This window comes from Nicoliella sp. ESL1120, assembly GCF_058508515.1.
This window is the reverse complement of record NZ_CP196384.1, coordinates 113,377-133,502: the sequence shown is the minus strand read 5'-3', so window position 1 is coordinate 133,502 and position 20,126 is coordinate 113,377. Positions and strand designations below refer to the sequence as shown.

Sequence of the window (20,126 nt, the reverse complement as noted above, 5' to 3'; positions counted from 1 at the left end):
TAGTTATGAGTAAAGTTGCTGCAATTGTTACAAGTATGTATGAAGATGTTGAATTAACATCCCCTAAGAAAGCCTTAGAAGATGCTGGTAACCAAGTTGATATTGTTGAAAATGAAGCAAACGGAACCATTGAAGGTAAGCATGGCGACAAGCAAAACGTTGATAAATCAATTGATGATGCTAAAGTCGAAGATTACGATGCATTACTAGTTCCTGGTGGTTTCTCACCTGATCAACTTCGTGCGGATGACCGTTACGTTAATTTTGCTAAAAAGTTCTTATTGAGTGGCAAGCCAGTATTTGCGATTTGCCATGGTCCACAATTATTCATTCAAACGGGCTTAGTAAGTGAATTAACATTGACTGCATATGTTACTGTTATGCCTGATTTATACTATGCAGGTGGTAACGTTAAGGATGAACCCGTAGTGGTTGATGACAAGCATAACTTAATTACTAGTCGGACTCCAGATGATTTAGATTACTTCAATAAAGCAATTGTGGATGCCTTAAAGTAATTAATAATTTAAAATCAAAATGACTGATCAGGATAATTCCTGGTCAGTCATTTTTTAATTGATATAATTAATTGTTTGTTTTAACATCTGATTTTTCAAAAACGCGGTCAAATTGCATCGTAATCAATTTAACTAAGACGCCATCTAATAGGAGGCTTGAAATTGTAGAAACGATAAAAATGGCAATGACCATTGCTGGTTTGTAGCTACTGTATCCTGAAGTGAACAGCATGTATATAAATGCGATAAAGTTTGCACCAAATGCACCTAATAAGCAACTAGTCCATGAAAATCGTTGGTAGTTATGTGGGAAGAAACCAAATTCATTCCCAAGTCCTTGAATCAATCCGAAGAAGATCGTGAGCGCTCCCCATTGTCCACCAAGGAACATTTCAAATGTAGCAGCAATCGTTTCACCGATGATACCAGCTCCCATGACAGGTACGAAATACATACTTAGTGGTGCAGCAATGAACCAAAGCCCTGTGAAAATACTGTCAACAAAGGGGCTTAACCCAACTGGCGTCAATGCCACTTTGGCGAAGTTATAGAGGGAGTTAACACCATAAGCATAGATAGTCCCACAGATAATCCCGACGAGTGTTACGATAATAATTTGTTGTAAATTCCAGTGTGGAGTTCTTAATTTCATAGTAAGTTACCTCGACATTGGTTTTCTAATACGTTTTTGTTCCAATCAGCCCAAGTGGTTTGCTTGAATGAAGCATCAAAGAAGTACCATTCGAACATACAACTTCTTAAGAAGCTTTCCTTGATTTCAGCTAACTTTTCTGGGGAGCATTTTTCAGCTTCGCGGTCCATGACTGCTAAGAAACCATCTGATACTTGTTGATAGTCATCGCCTTCAAGACAGTCTAGCCAGCCATGGAAGGGGTTGTCCTTAGTCACTTTGTTCGTACTAGCAAGGTATTTGATCAATTCTACATATACCCAGACCCCAGCTTCAAATGGTGCTAAAATTTCAATGGCATTTCTAGTTTTGATTGGGTCTAAAAGGTGGTGGGTGTATAAGTATGTGACTGGTTCCATCTTAGCAGTTTTGATGGTATCCCAATCTTCATCGGTCATCCCTTCGAAAACGTCTTCATCGATTCCCAAGTGATCACTCAACAACTTAGCAAAATCTTTTTGATCGGTGAATTGATCGCTATAGATAATTAAGTATGCTTGGACGATCGTTTCAGTGTTACCGTATTGAAGGTCTTGAGAAACATAGTAATCCAATGCCTTTGGATCTAGATTGTTATCCAATACTCCTTGGATAAAATCACACTTTTTGATTGATTCTAGAAATGGTTGTGCTTCTTTGATTAATTCTTGTGAAAATGACATTTTATCAAACTCCCTACATTAATTGATTGTGTTTAACTGACGTTTGAAAATACTATTTTTATTAAATCAAAAAGGACCACTCCTATTCTTTTAATAGTTTGCGGTCCCTAGTCTTTTTAGTAGTAATAAAAATAGTATCTAACACGATTAATCGTGTAGACAATGACTAAGCGGTCTCCCTTCGTCAGTACTAACTGCATCAGGTTCCATGAGTACTTCTCAGCCGAATTTAATCAGCGCCCCAGACCACATATTTAATTTACGAGTTAATGATATTATTAAATGATACGAATGTCAAGATACTTTTTATTTTTATAAGTGTACCGAATCAGTTTCATCCAAGTATTCTTCAACCATATCGTCGATGATTTTGAAAATGATTTCCTTATCTTTAACACTAACTGGAACGATGCGGATATTTTGCACATCATCCTTAGTAATTGATTCCAGGTTAATTGGTTGGTTTTCACTTTCTAAAACGACTTTATATAGTGCTGCTTGATCTTGTGATTTAAATTTTAATGATAAATTGATTTGTTTAAATAGTTTAATTAAATAGTCTGCCGTAGCATAGTGATCATTGATGATATCAACGTAGTTAGTATTCAAAACACCGTGATGATCTGTTTGAAAGTAATTAGCGTAAGCTAAGGCTTCCTTGATATATTCACTTGGTAGCGTGTTATTAGTCAAGTTTGTCTTTAATTGTGTATATTGACTCATAATATTACCTCCCTTTTATTCTATGTATGCTATATGCTAAATTATTTATCCAGTATAGCTCATTCAATTTTAAAATTCAAACATTAAGACGGTTTAAGTTTAAAATTGGTTCGGTCTAATTTGAAATGTGGTTGCATGAAATTGTTTATCGCTGTACTTTTAAACGGTGACTGGATTATACTTTAAACATATGAAAGGATGATTGAAATGACTAAAAAAATATTGATTACACCAGCAATTAATCGTTTTGTGGGTCAAGAAATTAAGGATAAGGGTTTCGAACCAGTCGTTGTTGATGGTCAAGATGCTCAGTTGATTTTAGATAAAGCTAGCGATGTTGATGGAATTATTTTAATGGCAGATCCGTTTCCGAATTCGATGTTCGCTAAAATGCCGAATTTAAAGGTTTTAGCTCGACAAGGCGTGGGGTATGATAATGTTGATGCTAAGTTTGCTGCTGAAAACGGGGTTTGGGTTTCAAATACCCCTGGTGGAAATGCAGTGGAAGTGGCTGAAAATGCGATTGCCGATATGCTAATTTTATCTAAGCATTTATTTACGATCTCCACTAAAATGCGTGAGGGTGATAGCTCTTATGGCGAAAAGCAGATGGCAACACAAATTAGTGGTAAAACCCTTGGGATCGTTGGTTACGGTCATATCGGTCAACAAGTTGCTAAGATGGCAGCTGGATTTGGGATGGACGTATTAATTTATAATCGGACGCCACGGGAAACTAAGTACGGTAAAATGGTTGCTTGGGATGAATTGTTCAAGCAGTCTGACTTTGTGTCACTTCACTTACCAGCAGTTCAGGGAACGATCGGGAGTGTTGCAAAGAAAGAATTTGACATGATGAAAGATTCAGCATACCTAGTTAACCTAGGGCGGGGGCCTTTGACTAACGAGAATGATATGGTCGATGCGCTTAAAAACCATCACATTGCTGGCGCTGCATTGGATGTTTTTGATAAGGAACCATTGCCAATGGATAGTCCCATCCGTCAATTAGACAATGTTTTTATTACACCACATTGTAGTGGGAACTCCGTTGAAGCTTGGAATGAAATGGCTCATGCAGCCTTGAACAATATTTTGAACGTATTTGCCGGTAAGCAACCAAATACACCAGTGAATGAAGTTAAAGATTAAATATATACAACAAAAGAGCTCTATGACGAATGATTATCGTCATAGAGCTCTTTTAAATTGCTATTAATTGTTCAAGAAAATAGCAAGAATTATAGTTCAACGTTAAATTCATCAAAGAATTCGGGTAATGTCTTAAGATTATCGCCGTTGTAACGTTTGAATAATTCCTTTGGTGTATAGTGAACATCCGCAGGTTTATCGTCAAGGTACTTAGGACTAACGGATTCATCTAATTTACCATTAACGATGCTTAATTGAAGATCTTCAACTGGAAGGCCTCTTTGATTGCCAATTTCGACATCAACTAAAAATGGCTTGCCAGCCTTAACTGTGGCAGCTGCTTTTTCAAAAGCTGGTTTTAATTCAGAGACCTTAGTAACGGTTACTGCATCAATCCCAAATCCTTCTGCGACCTTTGCAAAGTCAATTGGTTCCAGATCCAATCCAAAGATTTGCATTGGGGCATCTTCTTGTTCCCCTTCAATAAAGCTGAGGTCATTGTTGGAGGTAACCACATTGATTACTGGAACCTTGTATTTTACAATGGTGGCAAGGTCTTGAAGCACCATTGCTAGGGCTCCATCACCAGCAATATTCCAAGATTGTCTATCTGGATATTCACGTTTAGCAGCGATTGCACCAGGGAGACCACTTCCCATCGTTGCAAAGAGGGCAGAAATCACCCACTTGTTTTGCTTAGTAAGGTCGAGGTATCTAAAGGTATTGATAATGTTATCCCCAACATCAATTGAGAAGGAAGCATTATCATCTGCCACTTCATTGATCGCCTTATACATCTGGCCTGGTAATAATGGCGATGCATCTGAATTTTTCATGATTTCTAGATATTCTTTCCAGTTCTGCATGTCAGCGACAGCAGCCTTAAAGTAGTTCGTGTTAGCGACCTTAGTGCTTCTTTCAATTGCTTTTTCAATAAATTGGGTTGCATCTGACCAGATACCAAGGTCTAAGGTATGATGACGCCCTAACATACTACGATCGTTGTCAACTTGTACATAGGTAAATGGATGGCTAGCGTAGTAGGTGTTGGCAAATGGGAAGTCACCACCAATTGCGATCACAAGGTCTGCAACTGACATAATTTCATCTGCAGCCTTGGAGGCAGCGCGGTTAGCAGTTCCTAATAGGCCTTCATAGTCTCTAGGAACCAGTCCACTTGCTAATCCATCGATGATAATTGGAATTTGTAATTTTTTGGAAAGCTCAACTAACTTTTCGCCGCCATCCTTGATTCCACGACCAGCGTGGAAGACAGGACGTTTAGCTGATTTAACTAACGTCAAGAATTTGTCGACTTCTGAATCGGTTGCTTCAGGTTCTGGAGCAACCTTTTCATCACTTAAACTCGCTGAGGAGTACTTCTTTTCTGGAATCTGTTCATAACCAAAGTTATTAGGAATGACAACCACGGCCACACCATTGTTTTTATAAGCAGATTTGATTGCTTCATCGACCACGTGGGGGAGACTTTCTGGCGTCATCACAATTCGGTCATAGCATGCCACATCCCTAAAAACAGGGGTTTCAGGCATTTCTTGGAAGTAGTCATAGTTCATATTCGTATTAGGAACTTGTCCGACTAGCGCTAAAACGGGAGCATGATCAGCCTTTGCATCGTAAAGTCCGTTCAACAGGTTAACTGCACCAGGACCAGCTGAGCCAAATGCGACCCCAATTTTACCAGTCAATTTAGCATGGGCTGCGGCAGTAAGTGCTGCTACCTGCTCGTGGCGAACTTGAATGAAGTTAATATTTTTTTGTTCAATTTGTAATCCATCTAGTAATGAATTAATTGAACCACCAGGGTATCCATAAACGTCCTTTACGCCCCATGATTCGAGGACCTTTAAAAGGGCCACGCTGGCCTTGATCGTTTTTTTATTTTCCATTAGATAATCCTCCTGATCCGAAATATAGTACAAAATTTTGATATACGTTCATTTTACCACTTTTCAATTTTTTATCATGTTATAACACCTTTTGATTTGTTATAGTATAATAACTAACGGGGTGATTTATGATGAAGTATAAAGCAGTAGTTTTTGATGTAGATGGGACTTTAATTGATAGTTTTCCACGCTATGCAGCAATTATGAAACTGATTACGCCTAAGTATGGAATTAAAGATATATCCGATGCTGAACTGCATGCGACGTTCCCATTAACTGCGGTCCAGACAATCGATTATCTGGGGATTCCCAGTCGATTTAGTAACCAAATGGCAATTGACTATACGATCGCAGCAGCTCAATTGAACCAAAAACCTGTTTTATATCCAGGGTTTGATGAATTTTTCCAACGGCTACAAGATAGTTATCCCGATGTGGCATTGGGAATCGTCACTTCTGGAAGTAATGAAGATATGCAAAGTTTAAAGGATCATTTTGCTTTTATGAAACAGGTATGGGTAATTGTGACATCCGATCGGTTACCTTATCATAAGCCTGCTCCAGAACCATTGTTATTTGCAATCGATCAAATGGGGGTTAGTCGCAACGAAACGTTGTATATTGGTGATTCTTTTACTGACGAGGGATGTGCTAAGAACGCACGGGTCGATTTTGGCTTAGCTGGTTGGGGAGATATTGATCAAGAGCTAAGAAATGGTTATGCAAAGTACGATTTTAAAACTCCTCAAGAAATTTTGAAATATTTTTCCTGAAATGGTTGTAATTAGGACTCACTTCTGATAATATTATTAAGTATTCTTTTGAGTCGGTAGCTCAAGCAGAGCACTCGGTCCTTTTCCGAGAAGATGTTAGTTCAATCCTGGCCCGACTCATAATAAAAGCTGAGACAATTTGTCTCAGCTTTTTTCGTATTTAATTATTATTGTGATACTGTTCCAATAATCTTTTGACCTGGGTCTGGACTAATTTAGCGTCATTGCCAGAAACTTTATGTAATGTGATTTCATGGTTAGCGACCAGGTCTTGAATCTCATCATCATTGAGGGGCTTTTCATCATCACCGAGGGTAATCGAGTATAGTTGATTGCTTTTGGCACTGTCGTTAATTTTATCACGGAGCTGATCAATGATACTGAGTAAGAAATCATCATTATCAAATTGGTTAGCGATCAATTTAAGTCGTTCGCTACTGTTCGGTCCATTACTGTAACGATTATTTAGATCATCATATACATTTTGATCAACTTGATTGGATGTCCATTCCAATTGATTAATAAAATTAAGCGCGTTATCAATATATTTAGAAGCGGTAATTGAATCCATTGCTGTAAAGTCAGCATTAACTTGAAAATTGGGTCTTGGCTCATTCATTGTAAGGACTCCCTTATTGCAATTTAATTTAATTATATCAAGAAATAGCTGGTTTATGATAAAATTACTATGGAATAATTTAGAGAAGAGGATATTAAAATGGTTAATCCATATTTTCATAAGGTACAATACTATGAAACTGATAAAATGAAAATTACTAGTCATACGAATTACATTCGGTTCATGGAAGAAGCGCGTAGTGATTTTTTGGAACAAATTGGGTGGGCCTATGATCAATTTGAAGCTAATCAAATTATATCGCCAGTGTCTAAGGTCGTTGCGGATTATAAAAAGACGACTACCTTTCCTGATGTAATTAAGATTGAGACCCGTGTTGCCAAGGTCAGTAAGCATCGGTTGATATTAAGTTATCTAATGACGGTCAAGGACCAGCTAGTTTGCCGGGCTAGTAGCGAGCACTGCTTTTTAGACATAGATGGTAAGATTATCAACATTCAAAAGCAATTACCCGACTTTTATACTAGGTTAACAGAATTGGTTAATGATAACTAGAAAGTGGTGAGTTAGATTAAAATTATTGATAAGATTGCAGATGCTTTTTCTAGTTACTCTAACATTATTAAACGGATTTATGTAGTGTTGATTTTAGTTTTTGTGGTTTATTCGATCCATTCCATTTTTGAACAAATTTCTTGGCATAAGTTAGTGCATGCTAGTCATTTACTTTCAATCGGCAGTTTAGCTGCATTGATAATCTTAGGAGCGCTTTCGATTGTCCCAATGATGATTTATGATTTTACTTATACTCGCAAGGTCAAAATGGATATTTCAATGCCAGAGTTGATCACCAGTAGTTATGTAATCAATACGTTCACAAACATCGGGGGATCTGGCGGATTGGTCGGGGCGAGCCTTAGGATCTTTTTATTCGGCAGCGTTCAGGAAAATAATAAAGAGACTGCTAAGATCGTTACTCAAATCGCCTTGTTCACGATGACGGGCTTAGTCGTTAATGATATTCTTGCAATACTGCTTAACATTGATCGCTTTGGAATGGAACCACTTTGGATTAAGGCAGTGTGCCTATTGTTCCCGCTTTATTTATTAGTTCCGTTCATTGCCAAAAACGATACATTGAATCGTCGCGATCTATTCCACCTCTTGATTGGCTCAACTTTGGAGTGGGTGTGTTGTTTAGCATTCTTTTTGAGTATCGGTTACTTCATGCACATTCATTTTGATGTACGAGCAGCTTACTTAGGGCTAGTCTTTGCTGGAATTGTGGGAGCGATGTCATTAATTCCTGGTGGAATCGGTTCATTTGAAGTCGCATTAACATTTGGTTTACAAAGAGCGGGGATTTCAACTGATATTATTGTAATTTGGGCCTTGATCTATCGGATCTGTTATTACTTCATCCCGTTTTTAATTGGAATGGTCATGTTGATATTTAAATACTTGAGTAGAAATCGCAACAAACTGATCAATTAGGGTGTCATTTTGATTTGATATTTTAGTTTGATTAAAAAGCAGCTTTAATTTATAATTAAGGCGTTAAAATTAAAAATAAACTGTCACTAGGGGAGCTATTTAGCTGAGAATTAATTTGACCCTTTGAACTTGAATCTGGTTAGCACCAGCGCAAGGAAGTGGCCCTTTGAAATTAGCTAATGGTTTGCGAATTTAGGGGGGATGCTTCTGTTTGAAGTATCTCCTTTTTATTATAGTGACAAATAGGGAGCTATTTTAATGGTAAATGATATTAAGACGTTGATTAACGATGTTGATCAAAATAAAGATCAGTTATTAGCAATATTAAGTAAGCTAGTGGCATTTCCCACTCCCGCTCCACCGGGCAGAAACTCAGATGATGCTCAGGCATTTGTTAGGGACTTTCTTGAACAAAATGGGTTTAATGTTGATCAATGGGATCTTTATCCTCATGATTCAATTGTTGTTGGGACGAAACCAGGATCTGATCAATACCAAAGTTTGATTTTAAATGGGCATATGGATGTAGCCTCAATTCAATCGGATGAAAAATGGCATTCAGATCCGTTCAAGATGGTCATTAAGGATGATATAGTCATCGGTCGCGGGGTAGCAGATATGAAGGGTGCCCTTGCTGCAATGCTAATGGCAATTCAATTGTTGAATAAGTCTGGTCTAGAACTACCTGGTGAATTAAAATTCGAATCAGTTATTGGTGAAGAAAGTGGTGAAGCCGGAACTTGGGATGCAATCAAACATGGTCATAAAGCTGATTTTGCGATCGTCGGTGATATTAGTGATTTTCATATTCAAGGCCAAGGCGGAGTAATTACTGGTTGGATTACGATTAAAAGCGACCAAACGTTTCATGATGCTACTAGACGCCAGATGATGAATGCTGGTGGAAAGCTACGGGCTGCTAGCGCAATTGAAAAGATGGCAAAGGTAATTTCTGGTCTCAACGAGTTAGAAAGAGATTGGGCGGTCAATAAAAGTTATCCTGGAGTAGAACCTGGTTCTGATACGATTAATCCTGCTGTAATTGAAGGGGGTCGCAATGCCGCTTTTATTGCAGATGAATGTAGACTGTGGGTAACGGTTCATTTTTATCCAAATGAGGACTATCGAGATGTAATAAGAGAAGTTGAAGATCACATTGATCAAGTTGCCAAGGCAGACCTTTGGATGAAGGATCACATGCCCATTTATAAGTGGGGTGGCAAGTCAATGGTCGAAGAGCGTGGGGAAGTCTTTCCAGCCCTTGATCTTGATTCTAAATCAAAGCCAGTTGCATTACTAAGAGATGCTCATTATCAAGTAACGAACGAACGACCAATAGTCGACGTTTCGCCAAGTGTTACTGATGGGGGATGGTTCGGTCATGCTAATATTCCAGCTGCTATTTATGGACCAGGCACGATTGATGAAGCTCATTCTGTAGATGAATCACTAGAAATTGATGATTTAGTTCAATATACCAAAGTTTTACTTCAATTTATTTATGAATGGTTAAATACCAAAAAGGAGTCCAATTAATGAAATTTAGTGAACGGTTAGTAACAGAATTAAAACCTGTTTGGGAAGCCAATCATAACCATCCATTCGTAAAAGAACTAGCGGATGGAACATTACCAGTTGATAAGTTTAAATTTTATATGATTCAAGATTACATTTATTTAATTGATTATGCGAAGCTATTTGCCCTAGGAGCGCTCAAAGCTTCTGATTTAAAAGTAGAGGGAAAGTTTGCTGAGTTGCTCAGTTCTACTTTGAACACCGAAATGGGTTTGCATCGTAAATACGCTAGTGAATTTGGCATCAGCGAAGCAGAGTTAGAAAATGCTCAACCGACTCCTGTAACTTTAAGTTATACAAATTATATGCTATCAGTTGGCCAAAGTGGGGGCTTAGATAAGGTCTTAGTTGCATTGTTACCATGTATGTGGAGTTATAATTTAATTGGCAAGCAGCTATTAAATACACCAGCAGCCAGCCATCCACTGTATTCGAATTGGGTATCAATGTATAGCGATGATGAGTACACGAACTTAACTAATTGGACGATTTCCTTATTAGATGAATTGGCATCTGGTAAGTCTGAGTCTGAATTATCAGAACTGAGCCAAATTTTTCTAAATACGACTCGTTATGAATATTTATTTTGGGACATGGCTTATTATCAACGCAATTGGCCAATGGCTTAATAAAAAAATGACTTTGATTAACTTCAAAGTCGTTTTTTATTTAGTGTTTATCTTTTCGCTCTTGATTATCATTTAGGTGGGTTTCCAACCAGTCAATAACCTCGTGGTTATTTTTATGAATCAAGTCTTGGACTTCACCTCGATTTAAATGTTTGTGTTCCCTTATAAAATGATCGGTCTTATCAATTAATTCATTACTTTCGACTGGATGTGCAAATACATAATCGAACCAAGCCCAAAGGCTAAGGTATGCGATGATTGAAAATACGGCAACCAATGCGTGGTTATTATTAATAACCGTTTCTAATGTATAGATCGTACCAATTACCAATAGGATCATTTTAACGTTACGTGTTTTTAAAACTACTGTAATATAACGATGCGCAAATCGGTATGTAAGTAACCAAGTTAAAATCCAAATGATATTGATCACTAATAAATCAATTACTGCCCATAACCCAGGTAGTGATGCGGACTTGCTATTAACTAATCCTGCAATTTTACTAATCAACATTGGCATTAGAATCATGATCTCGACTAGTAAACAAACAACAGTAATTATCTCTGCGCGCCCCTTGGGAATAAAACGTTTTTTATCTTTCATAATATAAGATACCCCTTTGATGTTATCATTTTTATTAAGAATAGCACAAATAATAAAATTGTCCACTTACCATTATTTTTATTATTTATAATTACTAATAAATAACTAATTATAAAATCATAAGATTAATTTCTGGTATAATTGTTACTTATAAATGGGGTGATTGAATTGAATCAAAATTATAATTCTTTTAAATTAAGAATGTTTGCATTGATCTTAGGACTTTTTGTTGATGCCTATGGGAATAGTCTGACGATTATGACTAATAATGGGAATGGAATCTGGACGGCGGTAGCAGTTGATTTTAATCAGTTGTTTGGGCTGTCAGTTGCATGGACGTTATTTATATTTGGAATCATTAATATTGTTTTGAATCAATTTTTAGTTAGGCGTATTGACTGGTGGCGAATCATTAGTGGCCTTATCTACATGGCCTTTTTCAGTTATTTTATTGATATTTTTAATAAATTTAACCTTGCCATGGGAATAACCAATTTGAATAAGTGGCTAAGCCTGTTAATTTCAATTCTAGGAATTATTTTAATCGGGGCAGCGATTTCTGTATATCAACGTGCTAACATTCTCATGCATCCTAATGATGATACTACTAATATCTTACGATTTAAATATTTTCACGGAAGTGCAATTAAAGCTCAGTTTGCAGATATGGGGTTTATTGCAATTATTATTTTCATATGTTCAGTTATTTTAAGAAGCATTGATTCAATCGGTATCATTACAATTATTGGATTCTTTCTTCTTGGCCCGGTTATTCAGGTTTCTGATAAATTGATTTTACCTAGGTTAAAACATAATTTTAGTAAAAATGATCAAATATAAAAGGAATGGATTTATCCATTCCTTTTATTATTTATTGAACCAATGTTGATAAGCAATTGCATTAATGAGAAGGTATAGTTCCATCCAGCTTAATTTATTTGCGTATTCTGGAAGTTCTTTATGCTCGATTAATTTTTTAATCGGTTCATCAATATTGTTAATATCATCAATAACTGCATTAGGAGTAAGTTGGTTATTGAAGTATTGCTGAATTGTTACATATTCTTTTAAGTTCGCTTTATTATCCTTGGGAGTGAGATGGAGTAGATCGGCACTTTGTAAATTTAAATCATCATCAAAGTTATTTAAAGCTGCTTGGTATTCCGAAATAAATTTATTATTTAAAACATTAAGATAATTTTCAATCCTTGATTGATCATCTTCACTAAAGGCATCCCGATTATCTTCTTTTGACCATAGTTCTAGAAAATGAGTGTATAGCAGAACGTCCTCATAATAATAATTTTTTGTTTCATTGTTTTTTTGAGCACTTTCGCTGAGTGATCTAATTTTATTTAAAGCGGTTTGATTTGAATTCAAATTAAAAATCCTTTCGTATTGTATTTAAGTTATGTAGACATATCATAGTTCAACTTGTTTTTATATTATCATATTTTATAAAAATGATTACTATATTTAGCCTTATTCTCAAAAATAAAAAAATAAAATTAGGTAAATTACGAATATATATATTAACGGAGGTGTTAAACAATATGTTTAATAAAAATATAAATGAAAAAAAGAAATTACGAAAGGTAAAGAAGCGCTGGGTGGTATTTACTGTAGCATTAGCTTTTGCAACTACTTGTGGATATTCGATCAATTCAAACCAAACTGCTAATGCTGATTCTGCAAACACTCAAATTGATAATTCGATTGGAAACGCTAAAGATTTTGCGACTGCAATGAACAACGGTTCTCTAAAACAGATTAAGTTGTCAAACGATATCGATCTTAGCGAACTTAACTTAAATCAGCTTGGAAAAGACGGCTATGATGTATCTACTAAGACTAATCGAATTAGAATTCCAGGGCGTGAATTATTAATCGACTTAAATGGGCATCAGCTCAATTTTGGGATGCTTCAATTTAGAGTGAACCTAGAATCTGAAAATACCAATATTTCATTTTTTAATGGTAATTTGTTAGGAACGAATAAAAATGGATTGTTTAGCTTTGATATTATTATGGGGAATGAATTGCAAGTTCATTTAAATAATACTCAACTTTCTGGAACGCGGTTAGTTGAAAATGAAAATAATGAAGCTACATCTGAATCAACAGTGGCTGAGTCATCAGCATCTGCACCAAGCTCATCAAGTAGTGTGGCTGAATCTTCAGTAGCAGGACCAATTGCATCGAGTAGTGCAGTTGAGTCCTCAGTTGCAGAACCGATTGCATCAAGTAGTGCTGCTGAATCGTCAGTGGCAGAACCAATTGTATCGAGTAGTGCGGCTGAATCATCAGTGGCAGAATCAATTGCATCGAGTAGTGCGACTGAATCATCAGTGGCAGAACCAATTGCATCAAGTAGTGCAGTTGAGTCCTCAGTATCAGAACCAATTGCATCGAGTAGTGCAGCTGAATCCTCAGTATCAGGACCAATTGCATCGAGTAGTGCAGTTGAGTCCTCAGTATCAGAACCAATTGCATCGAGTAGTGCAGCTGAATCCTCAGTAGCAGAACCAATTGCATCGAGTAGTGCGGCTGAATCATCAGTGGCAGAATCAATTGCATCAAGCAGTGCAGCTGAATCCTCAGTAGCGGAATCGATTGCATCGATTAGTGCGGCTGAATCCTCAGTAGCAGAATCCAATGCATCGAGTAGTGTTGCCAAACCATCAGTGCTAAATAGCTCACAGAGTAGTGCATCGACACCTTTGACCCCAAATTATTTTTTAAATAATATTCAAAGCGACAGTAACACTGGATATCAAACTAGTCATAGAATAATCAATTCATCCGCAAACAAAAATGATCAATCAAATGCTTCAAAATACAATGAAGATCACTTCCAAAAAGATAATAACTTAGGAAGTGTTAATAATGCGATTAATAATTCACAATCGATTGATAATGATTCAAAAAAGAAAACAGACATAAATAGTCAAAACACTAATCTAAAAAAATCAGAAATTAATAATGTTAAGAAAAATAAAAAAAGTAAAGCCATTAAGTATTTTAAAATTAAACACTTAAAGGCAGTCAAACTTTATAGTAATGCTAGTGGAAAGACGATTAATTTAAAAAATAGTAAGAAATTGAAAGCGAATAAAAAATATAAAATTTTGAAGCAACTAAAGAATCGAAATGGAAAGGTAGTTTATAAAACATCCTTAGGGTATTTGGTAACTAGTGCAAATAATTTAAGGCTAACTAGATAGGGATAAACTCCAGATAAATAGATTATCTGGATACATACAAGTAATTTGTTTGTTTTTACTTTAACTATATAATATATAAAACAAAAAAGGTTGACTAATTAATGAGAATTAGGTATCATATTAATTGTTGTTTTGATATTTATATCAAACAGATTTCGGAGGGGTAGCGAAGTCTGGCTAAACGCGGCGGACTGTAAATCCGCTCCTTCGGGTTCGGTGGTTCGAATCCACTCCCCTCCATAGTTATAGGGATATAGTTCAAAGGTAGAATACCGGTCTCCAAAACCGTTGATGTGGGTTCAATTCCTACTATCCCTGTAATGATGAAGTCTTGGCGGTATTGGTGAAGTGGTTAACACATCGGTTTGTGGATCCGACACGCGTGGGTTCGATTCCCACATACCGCCCTCGAGTTGTTAGCTTAATTGTAAAGCCCTGGACTCTTTATTCAGGAGATGGTGGTTCATATCCATCACAACTCATATTATTGGGCTATAGCCAAGTGGTAAGGCAACGGGTTTTGATCCCGTGATGCGCTGGTTCGAACCCAGCTAGCCCAATCTTAAAAAAGCGACTAACGTAAACGTTAGTCGCTTTTTTCTTGTATAATTTTAGTAGGAGGTAAATTATGAACCCAAAAATAAAGAGAATCATCTTAGATACACTAATATATATTTTCATTTTCGGCATTTTTATTGTTGGACCACTGTTAATTTTACACATGATTTTCCCGAAGGAAACCTCTCCAGATATCTGGTTAACTTTTATCGGGAGTTACCTTGGCTCGATTGTTGCCGTTATCGGTACGGTAATCATTACGCGGATGCAGATCAAAACTGAACGGCTAGATAGCCTAAATAATTCATTATTCATTGAGCATTACCAGATGTTAAATTCATTGTTGAATGACCTTTATCACATTAAGAATGTTTCACTCGATTATGGAAGAAGGGTGAAGGTCATTAACCGCTATTTTGAACAAAACCATAATTTAGTTGAAATTGAGAAATATACCCAGAATTTTATCGATAGCTTCGATTCTAATCAATTTACTAGTTTTTATAGTTTTGCCAGGAATCGATTAATGTCATTAGATATTGATAGTAAAGCAATTGATAGGGTGGACAAAATTGATTCTGCGTTATTCAAAAGTAACCGCGACCTGGTGGTTGCCTACCGTAAAATTAGTAAATTATTCAACGATGCGAAGGATAATCAGCAACTGAGTAATGATCTGATTGCTCAATTTAGCGGTGGTTTGAACGATGAAATCAATGCTCTCCGTGAAATTAAGCAGCTCTTGAATCAACTGGACAAGACGATTCAAGATATTCTAAGGAGTAATCACGACTCGATTATTTCAAAATAATGGGTGGAGCAGGGGAATTAATAGCATCCCTAAACATCCTGTTTCTTTTCTTTCATTTTAATATATACTAAAATAAGACTATTAAATAGATTGGGAGGCTTTAGTATGTGGGGAGTAATAATTACAATTGTCGCAATCATTTGCGCCACTTTAATTATCATTGATAAACATCACAGTAGGGATAATCACGACGATTTACAGCAAAAAGTGGCAAAATTAGAACAAGAAGTAAACGATCTTAAAAATCAAAAATAATCAAAAAATCCTAAACCATAGAATTATGGTTTAGGATTTTTTTAGTTAGAACTGGCGTTACTAGTACTATCTTCATTTTTAAAATCATTATAGGCAGCCAACAGGTTCCCATTTGCAATCTTGTCACGTAGTTCTTGATTATTTGCATTGAACCATTCTGACTGTGCAGCTTGAATATATTGTTGCGGAATTTGATTATTGGTAGCAATCTGATTAAACAACGCTTGGTCATTAGCAGCTTTTTGAAGTTCGCTTAACGGAGTGGTTTGAATAATCTTGATCACCTGAGGTTTGACCTCCGTTGGGACTTTTTGTTCCGCAATTTGTTCTCCCTGCTTTTTGATCACCTTATCCAATGTGGTATCGGTCTTTCGTTGTGTATTGCTGAGTTCATTAATTTGATGGCCAACGTTAAAGATGCCAATGACTATCAACACGGCAATAATTGCAGTGATCCATCTTCCATAGTGATGTTTTCGTTTCTTAGCATTTCGCGGATTACGTTGACGGGTATGGACTTCATCATTACCATCTGAATTGTCGGCTGAAATCGAATGCCGATAATTTCGGTGCAATTGTTCACGGGTTTCTGGTTCATGATTTTGATTCATAGTAGATACTCCCATTGATAAAATTTGCTTACTATAATATCACGATAAATGAATGGTTTGTCGCAAAATTAAGAAATTTTAAATGATATTTTAGAATCTATTTCTGTGGTAACCAAGAACCATTGAATAAACCTTGTCTTAATTCAGCTGCTGAAATGTTGCCATCGTTTTGCTTAAACCCATCATAACTAAAATGTCCAGCTAGCGCATCTTTTTGGAAACGCTGGGCCTGCTTTAATCCGTATTCGAGGAGTGAATTATCCTTAATCTCATTCATTAATCGGCCACTGAGCGTCAAGGTTGGATCTTCGATTTTTGCAGTTACAGCATCGAGAACCTCTAAGTATTCAGGACCAAGGACTAGCTGGTTGGTAAACTTACGCAAACGACTAATCAGTTGACGCGCATCATCAACATATTCACAAACTTGATCTGGCTTTTCCATTGACACTCGTTCATTCATCTGGTCAGCATGGTCAAGTTGCTTGATAATATCACCATTCAACGTTTCACCATCGGTCATCAAGAAGTAGGCAACCAGAAGTCGAATAAACCGCAACGTGGTATCTTTGATTGCAACATCCACGGTGGGGTCAAGATCGAACATTCTTAACTCTAAGTACTTCACACCGTTTGTTTTTAAATCGGGAAGCTGCTTGCCACCACGAAAACGCACGGAACCGTGAAATTCGGATACCCCAGCAATTTTTCCGGACCGAAATGCTTCCATAATGCGATCAACGTAGTTATCAACACTTGAATAGTCAACATCGAATGAATCAATAAATCCAAAGTGACTCTGTCGAATGCTCCGAATCGGATGACTTGGACCATTATTTTGATCAAAGTAGTTCGCTTGAGCAACAGGGCTGGCACCAAATAAATAGGTCAGTAGCCAGCGGTATTTAATAAACCCCTGTGCAATTCGCGGATAAACATGATTACGGACCGTTATAATATTGGCATCCCCGTCATCAACGATACTATTCATCACCTCATCACTAATGCTTAAGTTAATATGCACTCCACAAGGTGCACCACGAGTAATTCCATACCGTTCACAAATGCTTTCAAAGTAGGCTTGCTTTTCTGGTGGTTCAATCGCTAGTAGTGATTTATCCTTTTGCTTTGGTAAAATAGCGGGCATTGAAAGCGGCCATAGTAGCTCACCCGTGGGGAGAACTTTTCTTAATACGTTCGTCAATGCTCCGTCAAATTGTAAGGTGTCATTAAGGTTGGCGGGGGGCGTCACAATTTCAGTCATCGATTCAAGGTAATCCTTGGTAATCCAGGGATTTTTAAACGGACTCCCCGCGCCACTCGGGTGGGTGGTCAGCTTCATATTGCCACTCTCATCACAACGCATTCTCTCAATTTCGATTCCAGTTGAAATATTTAATAGCGTGTGAACAAGGCGCTGCTTAACAATTTGATTCCCGATTTTATTCAACAAGTTAATCACTTCCCTTTTTAATTTAAATCTTTTTAAATAATGCTTCTAATTTAAATTATAACTACAATACCACCATTTGACTCATAAATACATTTTTTTATCCATTTGGGTTTGAAAAATAATACTATTCATCATATACCATATAATATTAGAGGGGCGATAACATGGCGATTAAAATTAGTACTGATTTGCTCGATGGTTGTGTGTTGGGCCTCCTTAACCAGGATGATTTATATGGCTATGAGCTTACGAAACGGGTTCAAAAGTCAATAACGGTTTCCAACTTGACGATGTATCCAGTAATGAGGGGTTTAAATAAAGATGGATTGGTAACAACTTATGATCAGCCTTATAAGGGACGGAATCGTCGCTATTATAAAATCACCGATTTAGGGATTGAACATTTAAAAATGATTCGATCTGAATGGATTGATTTTAAAAAGGGAATTAATGAATTAATAGGAAGTGATGAAATTGAATAGATATATTGAAAAGTTAAGAAAACTCCTGGGTCGGTTAGATGAGTCTGATTTGGTCGATAGTATTGATTACTACCAAAACTATTTAGCAGATGACTATGTCAATACCGATACTGATAGTCGGATGGCTACCAGGAGGGAAACAAAGGGTAGTTCAACACCATCGATTTGGTTAATAATAATTGCGATCGTGGGCTAGCTGTAATCATCTTTGCCGGAATCGTTACGTTCTTTGCGGTATTTTTCTGGGCACTTACCTATCTGTTGACCTTTTTTACAGTCAGCATCTTGTTGATTGGTGGGGGATCAAAAGGTTCAGCACTTGGCTTGCTCATAAGACGATTAAAAGAAACGATGCAGAAAAGCAGAAGAGGGGTTAATGATGAAAAAATTTACGATTACAGGATTAATATTGCTACTTTTTGGCATCGTGATTTCAGTATTTGGGCTTTCACGAGTTGGGTTCAACTGGCACAATTTACATAATGAATTCTTTTCAGTCAGTGAAAAATCATACGGTAAAGCATCTACCAAGAAATTAGCCGCCTTTGATCGCATTCGGGTTACTGAAAAGGCACACGTCACTATCAAGCAGGGGGATAGCTATCAAGTCAGTGGCGCGGATGCCAACGGGTATCACACTAACTATGCGGTCCAAAACGGCGAGTTAGTAATTAGCGGTAATAATAAGGAAAAGGGCGGTTTTAACATTATGGGTTGGACCACGCCCCAGTATAACGCTAAAATTACGATTATCATCCCTAAGGATAAGGCATTAAGCAGTTACCAGCAGGCAAATGCAAATTCTGATTTAGTGATGGATAATATTAAGATCACAAATAAGTTATCATTGACTGACATTAGTGATGTCACCTTGAATAAAGTTAGCGCCGAGGGAATTAACATTGATTCTGCAGATGGCGATATTAACGTTAAGAACAGTCATTTTAGTGGCAACAGTAGCATTGAAACTACTGATGGTGACATTAAGCTGACTTCCAACCAGTTCAACACTCTAAAGGTTAGTTCAACGGATGGGGATATCAAGTTGAACAATAACACTACTAAAAACGGGATTAGTGAAGTCGGCAGCACTGATGGTGATGTTACTTTAGGTCAAAATAAGTGGAACGACTTAAAGGTTAGCAGCGCTGATGGTGATGTTACATTCGACCACCAGGACGTTCAAAGCTCCCTAAGCATTAAAACCGAGGATGGCGATATTGATGGGGTGGTTGATCGTACAGACAATGCTAAAATTAGTGCTCACGCAAGCGATGGTGACATCTCAATTGATAAGGGTTTGCAAGATACATTTTCTAATAAACCTTATCGGCTTGATTCAGTTGATGGAGATATCAAAATTAAATCTAATAATTAATCAAAAAGGGTGCATTATTGGCGGTTTTTAACTATAATATAAGATA

23 protein-coding genes, 5 tRNA genes and 2 riboswitches are annotated in these 20,126 nt (G+C 36.9%); of the genes, 19 read left to right on the top strand and 9 right to left on the bottom strand.

Annotated elements, in window-relative coordinates:
* Positions 1–5: 5 nt before the first annotated feature.
* Positions 6–518, top strand: a complete 513-nt coding sequence (locus ACSYTE_RS07555) for a type 1 glutamine amidotransferase domain-containing protein (protein ID WP_491717446.1) — start codon at positions 6–8, stop codon at positions 516–518.
* Positions 519–585: 67 nt separating this feature from the next.
* Here ACSYTE_RS07555 and ACSYTE_RS07550 read toward each other — a convergent pair whose 3' ends face one another.
* The 3 genes from ACSYTE_RS07550 to ACSYTE_RS07540 all read right to left on the bottom strand — a co-directional run bounded on the left by ACSYTE_RS07550 (position 586) and on the right by ACSYTE_RS07540 (position 2,594).
* Positions 586–1,170 (bottom strand): ECF transporter S component, encoded by a 585-nt coding sequence (locus ACSYTE_RS07550; protein WP_491717445.1) that lies wholly within the window; start codon positions 1,168–1,170, stop codon positions 586–588.
* On the bottom strand, positions 1,167–1,871 hold the full coding sequence (locus ACSYTE_RS07545; RefSeq protein ID WP_491717444.1) for a TenA family protein: 705 nt from the start codon (positions 1,869–1,871) through the stop codon (positions 1,167–1,169). The genes ACSYTE_RS07550 and ACSYTE_RS07545 overlap by 4 nt, the downstream gene beginning before the upstream one ends.
* A 159-nt stretch (positions 1,872–2,030) precedes the next feature.
* Positions 2,031–2,125: riboswitch (TPP riboswitch) on the bottom strand.
* A gap of 58 nt (positions 2,126–2,183) precedes the next feature.
* On the bottom strand, positions 2,184–2,594 hold the full coding sequence (locus tag ACSYTE_RS07540; protein ID WP_491717443.1) for a hypothetical protein: 411 nt from the start codon (positions 2,592–2,594) through the stop codon (positions 2,184–2,186).
* Between the two features lie 207 nt (positions 2,595–2,801).
* Here ACSYTE_RS07540 and ACSYTE_RS07535 point away from each other — a divergent pair, with 207 nt between their 5' ends.
* On the top strand, positions 2,802–3,746 hold the full coding sequence (locus tag ACSYTE_RS07535) for a phosphoglycerate dehydrogenase (RefSeq protein ID WP_491717442.1): 945 nt from the start codon (positions 2,802–2,804) through the stop codon (positions 3,744–3,746).
* A gap of 89 nt (positions 3,747–3,835) precedes the next feature.
* Here ACSYTE_RS07535 and spxB read toward each other — a convergent pair whose 3' ends face one another.
* Positions 3,836–5,656: a pyruvate oxidase gene (spxB, locus tag ACSYTE_RS07530; RefSeq protein ID WP_491717441.1), complete on the bottom strand. Its 1,821-nt coding sequence runs from the start codon at positions 5,654–5,656 to the stop codon at positions 3,836–3,838.
* Positions 5,657–5,787: 131 nt separating this feature from the next.
* Here spxB and ACSYTE_RS07525 point away from each other — a divergent pair, with 131 nt between their 5' ends.
* A complete protein-coding gene (locus tag ACSYTE_RS07525) occupies positions 5,788–6,429 on the top strand; it encodes an HAD family hydrolase (RefSeq protein ID WP_491717440.1) in 642 nt (213 codons plus the stop codon).
* A gap of 160 nt (positions 6,430–6,589) precedes the next feature.
* Here the strand turns inward: ACSYTE_RS07525 and ACSYTE_RS07520 are convergent, their stop codons facing one another.
* Positions 6,590–7,048 carry a hypothetical protein gene (locus ACSYTE_RS07520; protein ID WP_491717439.1) on the bottom strand — a complete coding sequence of 153 codons (459 nt, stop codon included), beginning with the start codon at positions 7,046–7,048 and terminating at the stop codon, positions 6,590–6,592.
* 99 nt (positions 7,049–7,147) lie between these two features.
* Between ACSYTE_RS07520 and ACSYTE_RS07515 the strand changes: the two genes are divergently transcribed.
* From ACSYTE_RS07515 to tenA, 4 genes are all read left to right on the top strand, one after another.
* Positions 7,148–7,561: an acyl-CoA thioesterase gene (locus ACSYTE_RS07515; RefSeq protein WP_491717438.1), complete on the top strand. Its 414-nt coding sequence runs from the start codon at positions 7,148–7,150 to the stop codon at positions 7,559–7,561.
* A gap of 15 nt (positions 7,562–7,576) precedes the next feature.
* Complete coding sequence (locus ACSYTE_RS07510; RefSeq protein ID WP_491717670.1) at positions 7,577–8,500, top strand: lysylphosphatidylglycerol synthase domain-containing protein; 924 nt, start codon at positions 7,577–7,579, stop codon at positions 8,498–8,500.
* Positions 8,501–8,578: 78 nt separating this feature from the next.
* Positions 8,579–8,674, top strand: a riboswitch (TPP riboswitch).
* A gap of 84 nt (positions 8,675–8,758) precedes the next feature.
* Positions 8,759–10,036 carry an acetylornithine deacetylase gene (locus tag ACSYTE_RS07505; protein WP_491717437.1) on the top strand — a complete coding sequence of 426 codons (1,278 nt, stop codon included), beginning with the start codon at positions 8,759–8,761 and terminating at the stop codon, positions 10,034–10,036.
* Positions 10,036–10,704 (top strand): thiaminase II, encoded by a 669-nt coding sequence (gene tenA / locus ACSYTE_RS07500; protein ID WP_491717436.1) that lies wholly within the window; start codon positions 10,036–10,038, stop codon positions 10,702–10,704. Before ACSYTE_RS07505 ends, tenA begins: the two co-directional genes overlap by 1 nt.
* A 40-nt stretch (positions 10,705–10,744) precedes the next feature.
* Here the strand turns inward: tenA and ACSYTE_RS07495 are convergent, their stop codons facing one another.
* Positions 10,745–11,308 (bottom strand): hypothetical protein, encoded by a 564-nt coding sequence (locus ACSYTE_RS07495; protein ID WP_491717435.1) that lies wholly within the window; start codon positions 11,306–11,308, stop codon positions 10,745–10,747.
* Between the two features lie 168 nt (positions 11,309–11,476).
* Between ACSYTE_RS07495 and ACSYTE_RS07490 the strand changes: the two genes are divergently transcribed.
* Positions 11,477–12,148, top strand: coding sequence for a DUF6198 family protein (locus ACSYTE_RS07490; protein WP_491717434.1), 672 nt, complete (start codon positions 11,477–11,479; stop codon positions 12,146–12,148).
* A 27-nt stretch (positions 12,149–12,175) separates the two neighbouring features.
* Here the strand turns inward: ACSYTE_RS07490 and ACSYTE_RS07485 are convergent, their stop codons facing one another.
* Positions 12,176–12,688 (bottom strand): hypothetical protein, encoded by a 513-nt coding sequence (locus tag ACSYTE_RS07485; protein ID WP_491717433.1) that lies wholly within the window; start codon positions 12,686–12,688, stop codon positions 12,176–12,178.
* 173 nt (positions 12,689–12,861) lie between these two features.
* On the opposite strand from ACSYTE_RS07485, the gene ACSYTE_RS07480 reads away from it, so the two are divergent.
* The 8 genes from ACSYTE_RS07480 to ACSYTE_RS07445 all read left to right on the top strand — a co-directional run bounded on the left by ACSYTE_RS07480 (position 12,862) and on the right by ACSYTE_RS07445 (position 16,156).
* Positions 12,862–14,532 carry a hypothetical protein gene (locus tag ACSYTE_RS07480; protein WP_491717432.1) on the top strand — a complete coding sequence of 557 codons (1,671 nt, stop codon included), beginning with the start codon at positions 12,862–12,864 and terminating at the stop codon, positions 14,530–14,532.
* Between the two features lie 157 nt (positions 14,533–14,689).
* Positions 14,690–14,772: transfer RNA gene (locus ACSYTE_RS07475), tRNA-Tyr, on the top strand.
* A 7-nt stretch (positions 14,773–14,779) separates the two neighbouring features.
* Positions 14,780–14,850: transfer RNA gene (locus tag ACSYTE_RS07470), tRNA-Trp, on the top strand.
* 16 nt (positions 14,851–14,866) lie between these two features.
* Positions 14,867–14,939: transfer RNA gene (locus ACSYTE_RS07465), tRNA-His, on the top strand.
* A gap of 3 nt (positions 14,940–14,942) precedes the next feature.
* A tRNA-Lys gene (locus ACSYTE_RS07460) sits at positions 14,943–15,014 on the top strand.
* A gap of 6 nt (positions 15,015–15,020) precedes the next feature.
* Positions 15,021–15,092: transfer RNA gene (locus ACSYTE_RS07455), tRNA-Gln, on the top strand.
* Between the two features lie 68 nt (positions 15,093–15,160).
* Positions 15,161–15,901 (top strand): hypothetical protein, encoded by a 741-nt coding sequence (locus ACSYTE_RS07450; RefSeq protein WP_491717431.1) that lies wholly within the window; start codon positions 15,161–15,163, stop codon positions 15,899–15,901.
* Between the two features lie 105 nt (positions 15,902–16,006).
* Entirely contained in the window at positions 16,007–16,156 is a 150-nt protein-coding gene (locus ACSYTE_RS07445; protein WP_491717430.1) for a coiled-coil domain-containing protein, read from the top strand.
* 41 nt (positions 16,157–16,197) lie between these two features.
* Here ACSYTE_RS07445 and ACSYTE_RS07440 read toward each other — a convergent pair whose 3' ends face one another.
* Both ACSYTE_RS07440 and ACSYTE_RS07435 read right to left on the bottom strand, forming a co-directional pair.
* Entirely contained in the window at positions 16,198–16,767 is a 570-nt protein-coding gene (locus ACSYTE_RS07440; protein ID WP_491717429.1) for a hypothetical protein, read from the bottom strand.
* 97 nt (positions 16,768–16,864) lie between these two features.
* Positions 16,865–18,220 (bottom strand): glutamate--cysteine ligase, encoded by a 1,356-nt coding sequence (locus tag ACSYTE_RS07435; RefSeq protein WP_491717428.1) that lies wholly within the window; start codon positions 18,218–18,220, stop codon positions 16,865–16,867.
* 164 nt (positions 18,221–18,384) lie between these two features.
* Between ACSYTE_RS07435 and ACSYTE_RS07430 the strand changes: the two genes are divergently transcribed.
* The 3 genes from ACSYTE_RS07430 (at position 18,385) to ACSYTE_RS07420 (ending at position 20,080) form a co-directional block, all read left to right on the top strand.
* On the top strand, positions 18,385–18,702 hold the full coding sequence (locus ACSYTE_RS07430) for a PadR family transcriptional regulator (protein WP_491717427.1): 318 nt from the start codon (positions 18,385–18,387) through the stop codon (positions 18,700–18,702).
* Entirely contained in the window at positions 18,695–18,898 is a 204-nt protein-coding gene (locus ACSYTE_RS07425) for a hypothetical protein (RefSeq protein WP_491717426.1), read from the top strand. The genes ACSYTE_RS07430 and ACSYTE_RS07425 overlap by 8 nt, the downstream gene beginning before the upstream one ends.
* 183 nt (positions 18,899–19,081) lie before the next feature.
* Positions 19,082–20,080 carry a DUF4097 family beta strand repeat-containing protein gene (locus tag ACSYTE_RS07420; RefSeq protein ID WP_491717425.1) on the top strand — a complete coding sequence of 333 codons (999 nt, stop codon included), beginning with the start codon at positions 19,082–19,084 and terminating at the stop codon, positions 20,078–20,080.
* Positions 20,081–20,126: the final 46 nt, after the last annotated feature.

Bases quoted from the DNA above. Each gene is read 5' to 3' on its own strand.
- ACSYTE_RS07515 (WP_491717438.1), top strand. From the start codon at position 7,148: ATGGTTAATCCATATTTTCATAAGGTACAATACTATGAAACTGATAAA.
- ACSYTE_RS07480 (WP_491717432.1), top strand. From the start codon at position 12,862: ATGTTTAATAAAAATATAAATGAAAAAAAGAAATTACGAAAGGTAAAG.
- ACSYTE_RS07520 (WP_491717439.1), bottom strand. From the start codon at position 7,048: ATGAATGAGCCAAGACCCAATTTTCAAGTTAATGCTGACTTTACAGCA.
- ACSYTE_RS07555 (WP_491717446.1), top strand. From the start codon at position 6: ATGAGTAAAGTTGCTGCAATTGTTACAAGTATGTATGAAGATGTTGAA.
- ACSYTE_RS07550 (WP_491717445.1), bottom strand. From the start codon at position 1,170: ATGAAATTAAGAACTCCACACTGGAATTTACAACAAATTATTATCGTA.
- ACSYTE_RS07535 (WP_491717442.1), top strand. From the start codon at position 2,802: ATGACTAAAAAAATATTGATTACACCAGCAATTAATCGTTTTGTGGGT.
- ACSYTE_RS07445 (WP_491717430.1), top strand. From the start codon at position 16,007: ATGTGGGGAGTAATAATTACAATTGTCGCAATCATTTGCGCCACTTTA.
- ACSYTE_RS07440 (WP_491717429.1), bottom strand. From the start codon at position 16,767: ATGAATCAAAATCATGAACCAGAAACCCGTGAACAATTGCACCGAAAT.
- ACSYTE_RS07495 (WP_491717435.1), bottom strand. From the start codon at position 11,308: ATGAAAGATAAAAAACGTTTTATTCCCAAGGGGCGCGCAGAGATAATT.
- ACSYTE_RS07525 (WP_491717440.1), top strand. From the start codon at position 5,788: ATGAAGTATAAAGCAGTAGTTTTTGATGTAGATGGGACTTTAATTGAT.
- ACSYTE_RS07545 (WP_491717444.1), bottom strand. From the start codon at position 1,871: ATGTCATTTTCACAAGAATTAATCAAAGAAGCACAACCATTTCTAGAA.
- ACSYTE_RS07540 (WP_491717443.1), bottom strand. From the start codon at position 2,594: ATGAGTCAATATACACAATTAAAGACAAACTTGACTAATAACACGCTA.
- ACSYTE_RS07450 (WP_491717431.1), top strand. From the start codon at position 15,161: ATGAACCCAAAAATAAAGAGAATCATCTTAGATACACTAATATATATT.
- ACSYTE_RS07505 (WP_491717437.1), top strand. From the start codon at position 8,759: ATGGTAAATGATATTAAGACGTTGATTAACGATGTTGATCAAAATAAA.
- spxB (WP_491717441.1), bottom strand. From the start codon at position 5,656: ATGGAAAATAAAAAAACGATCAAGGCCAGCGTGGCCCTTTTAAAGGTC.
- ACSYTE_RS07430 (WP_491717427.1), top strand. From the start codon at position 18,385: ATGGCGATTAAAATTAGTACTGATTTGCTCGATGGTTGTGTGTTGGGC.
- tenA (WP_491717436.1), top strand. From the start codon at position 10,036: ATGAAATTTAGTGAACGGTTAGTAACAGAATTAAAACCTGTTTGGGAA.
- ACSYTE_RS07420 (WP_491717425.1), top strand. From the start codon at position 19,082: ATGAAAAAATTTACGATTACAGGATTAATATTGCTACTTTTTGGCATC.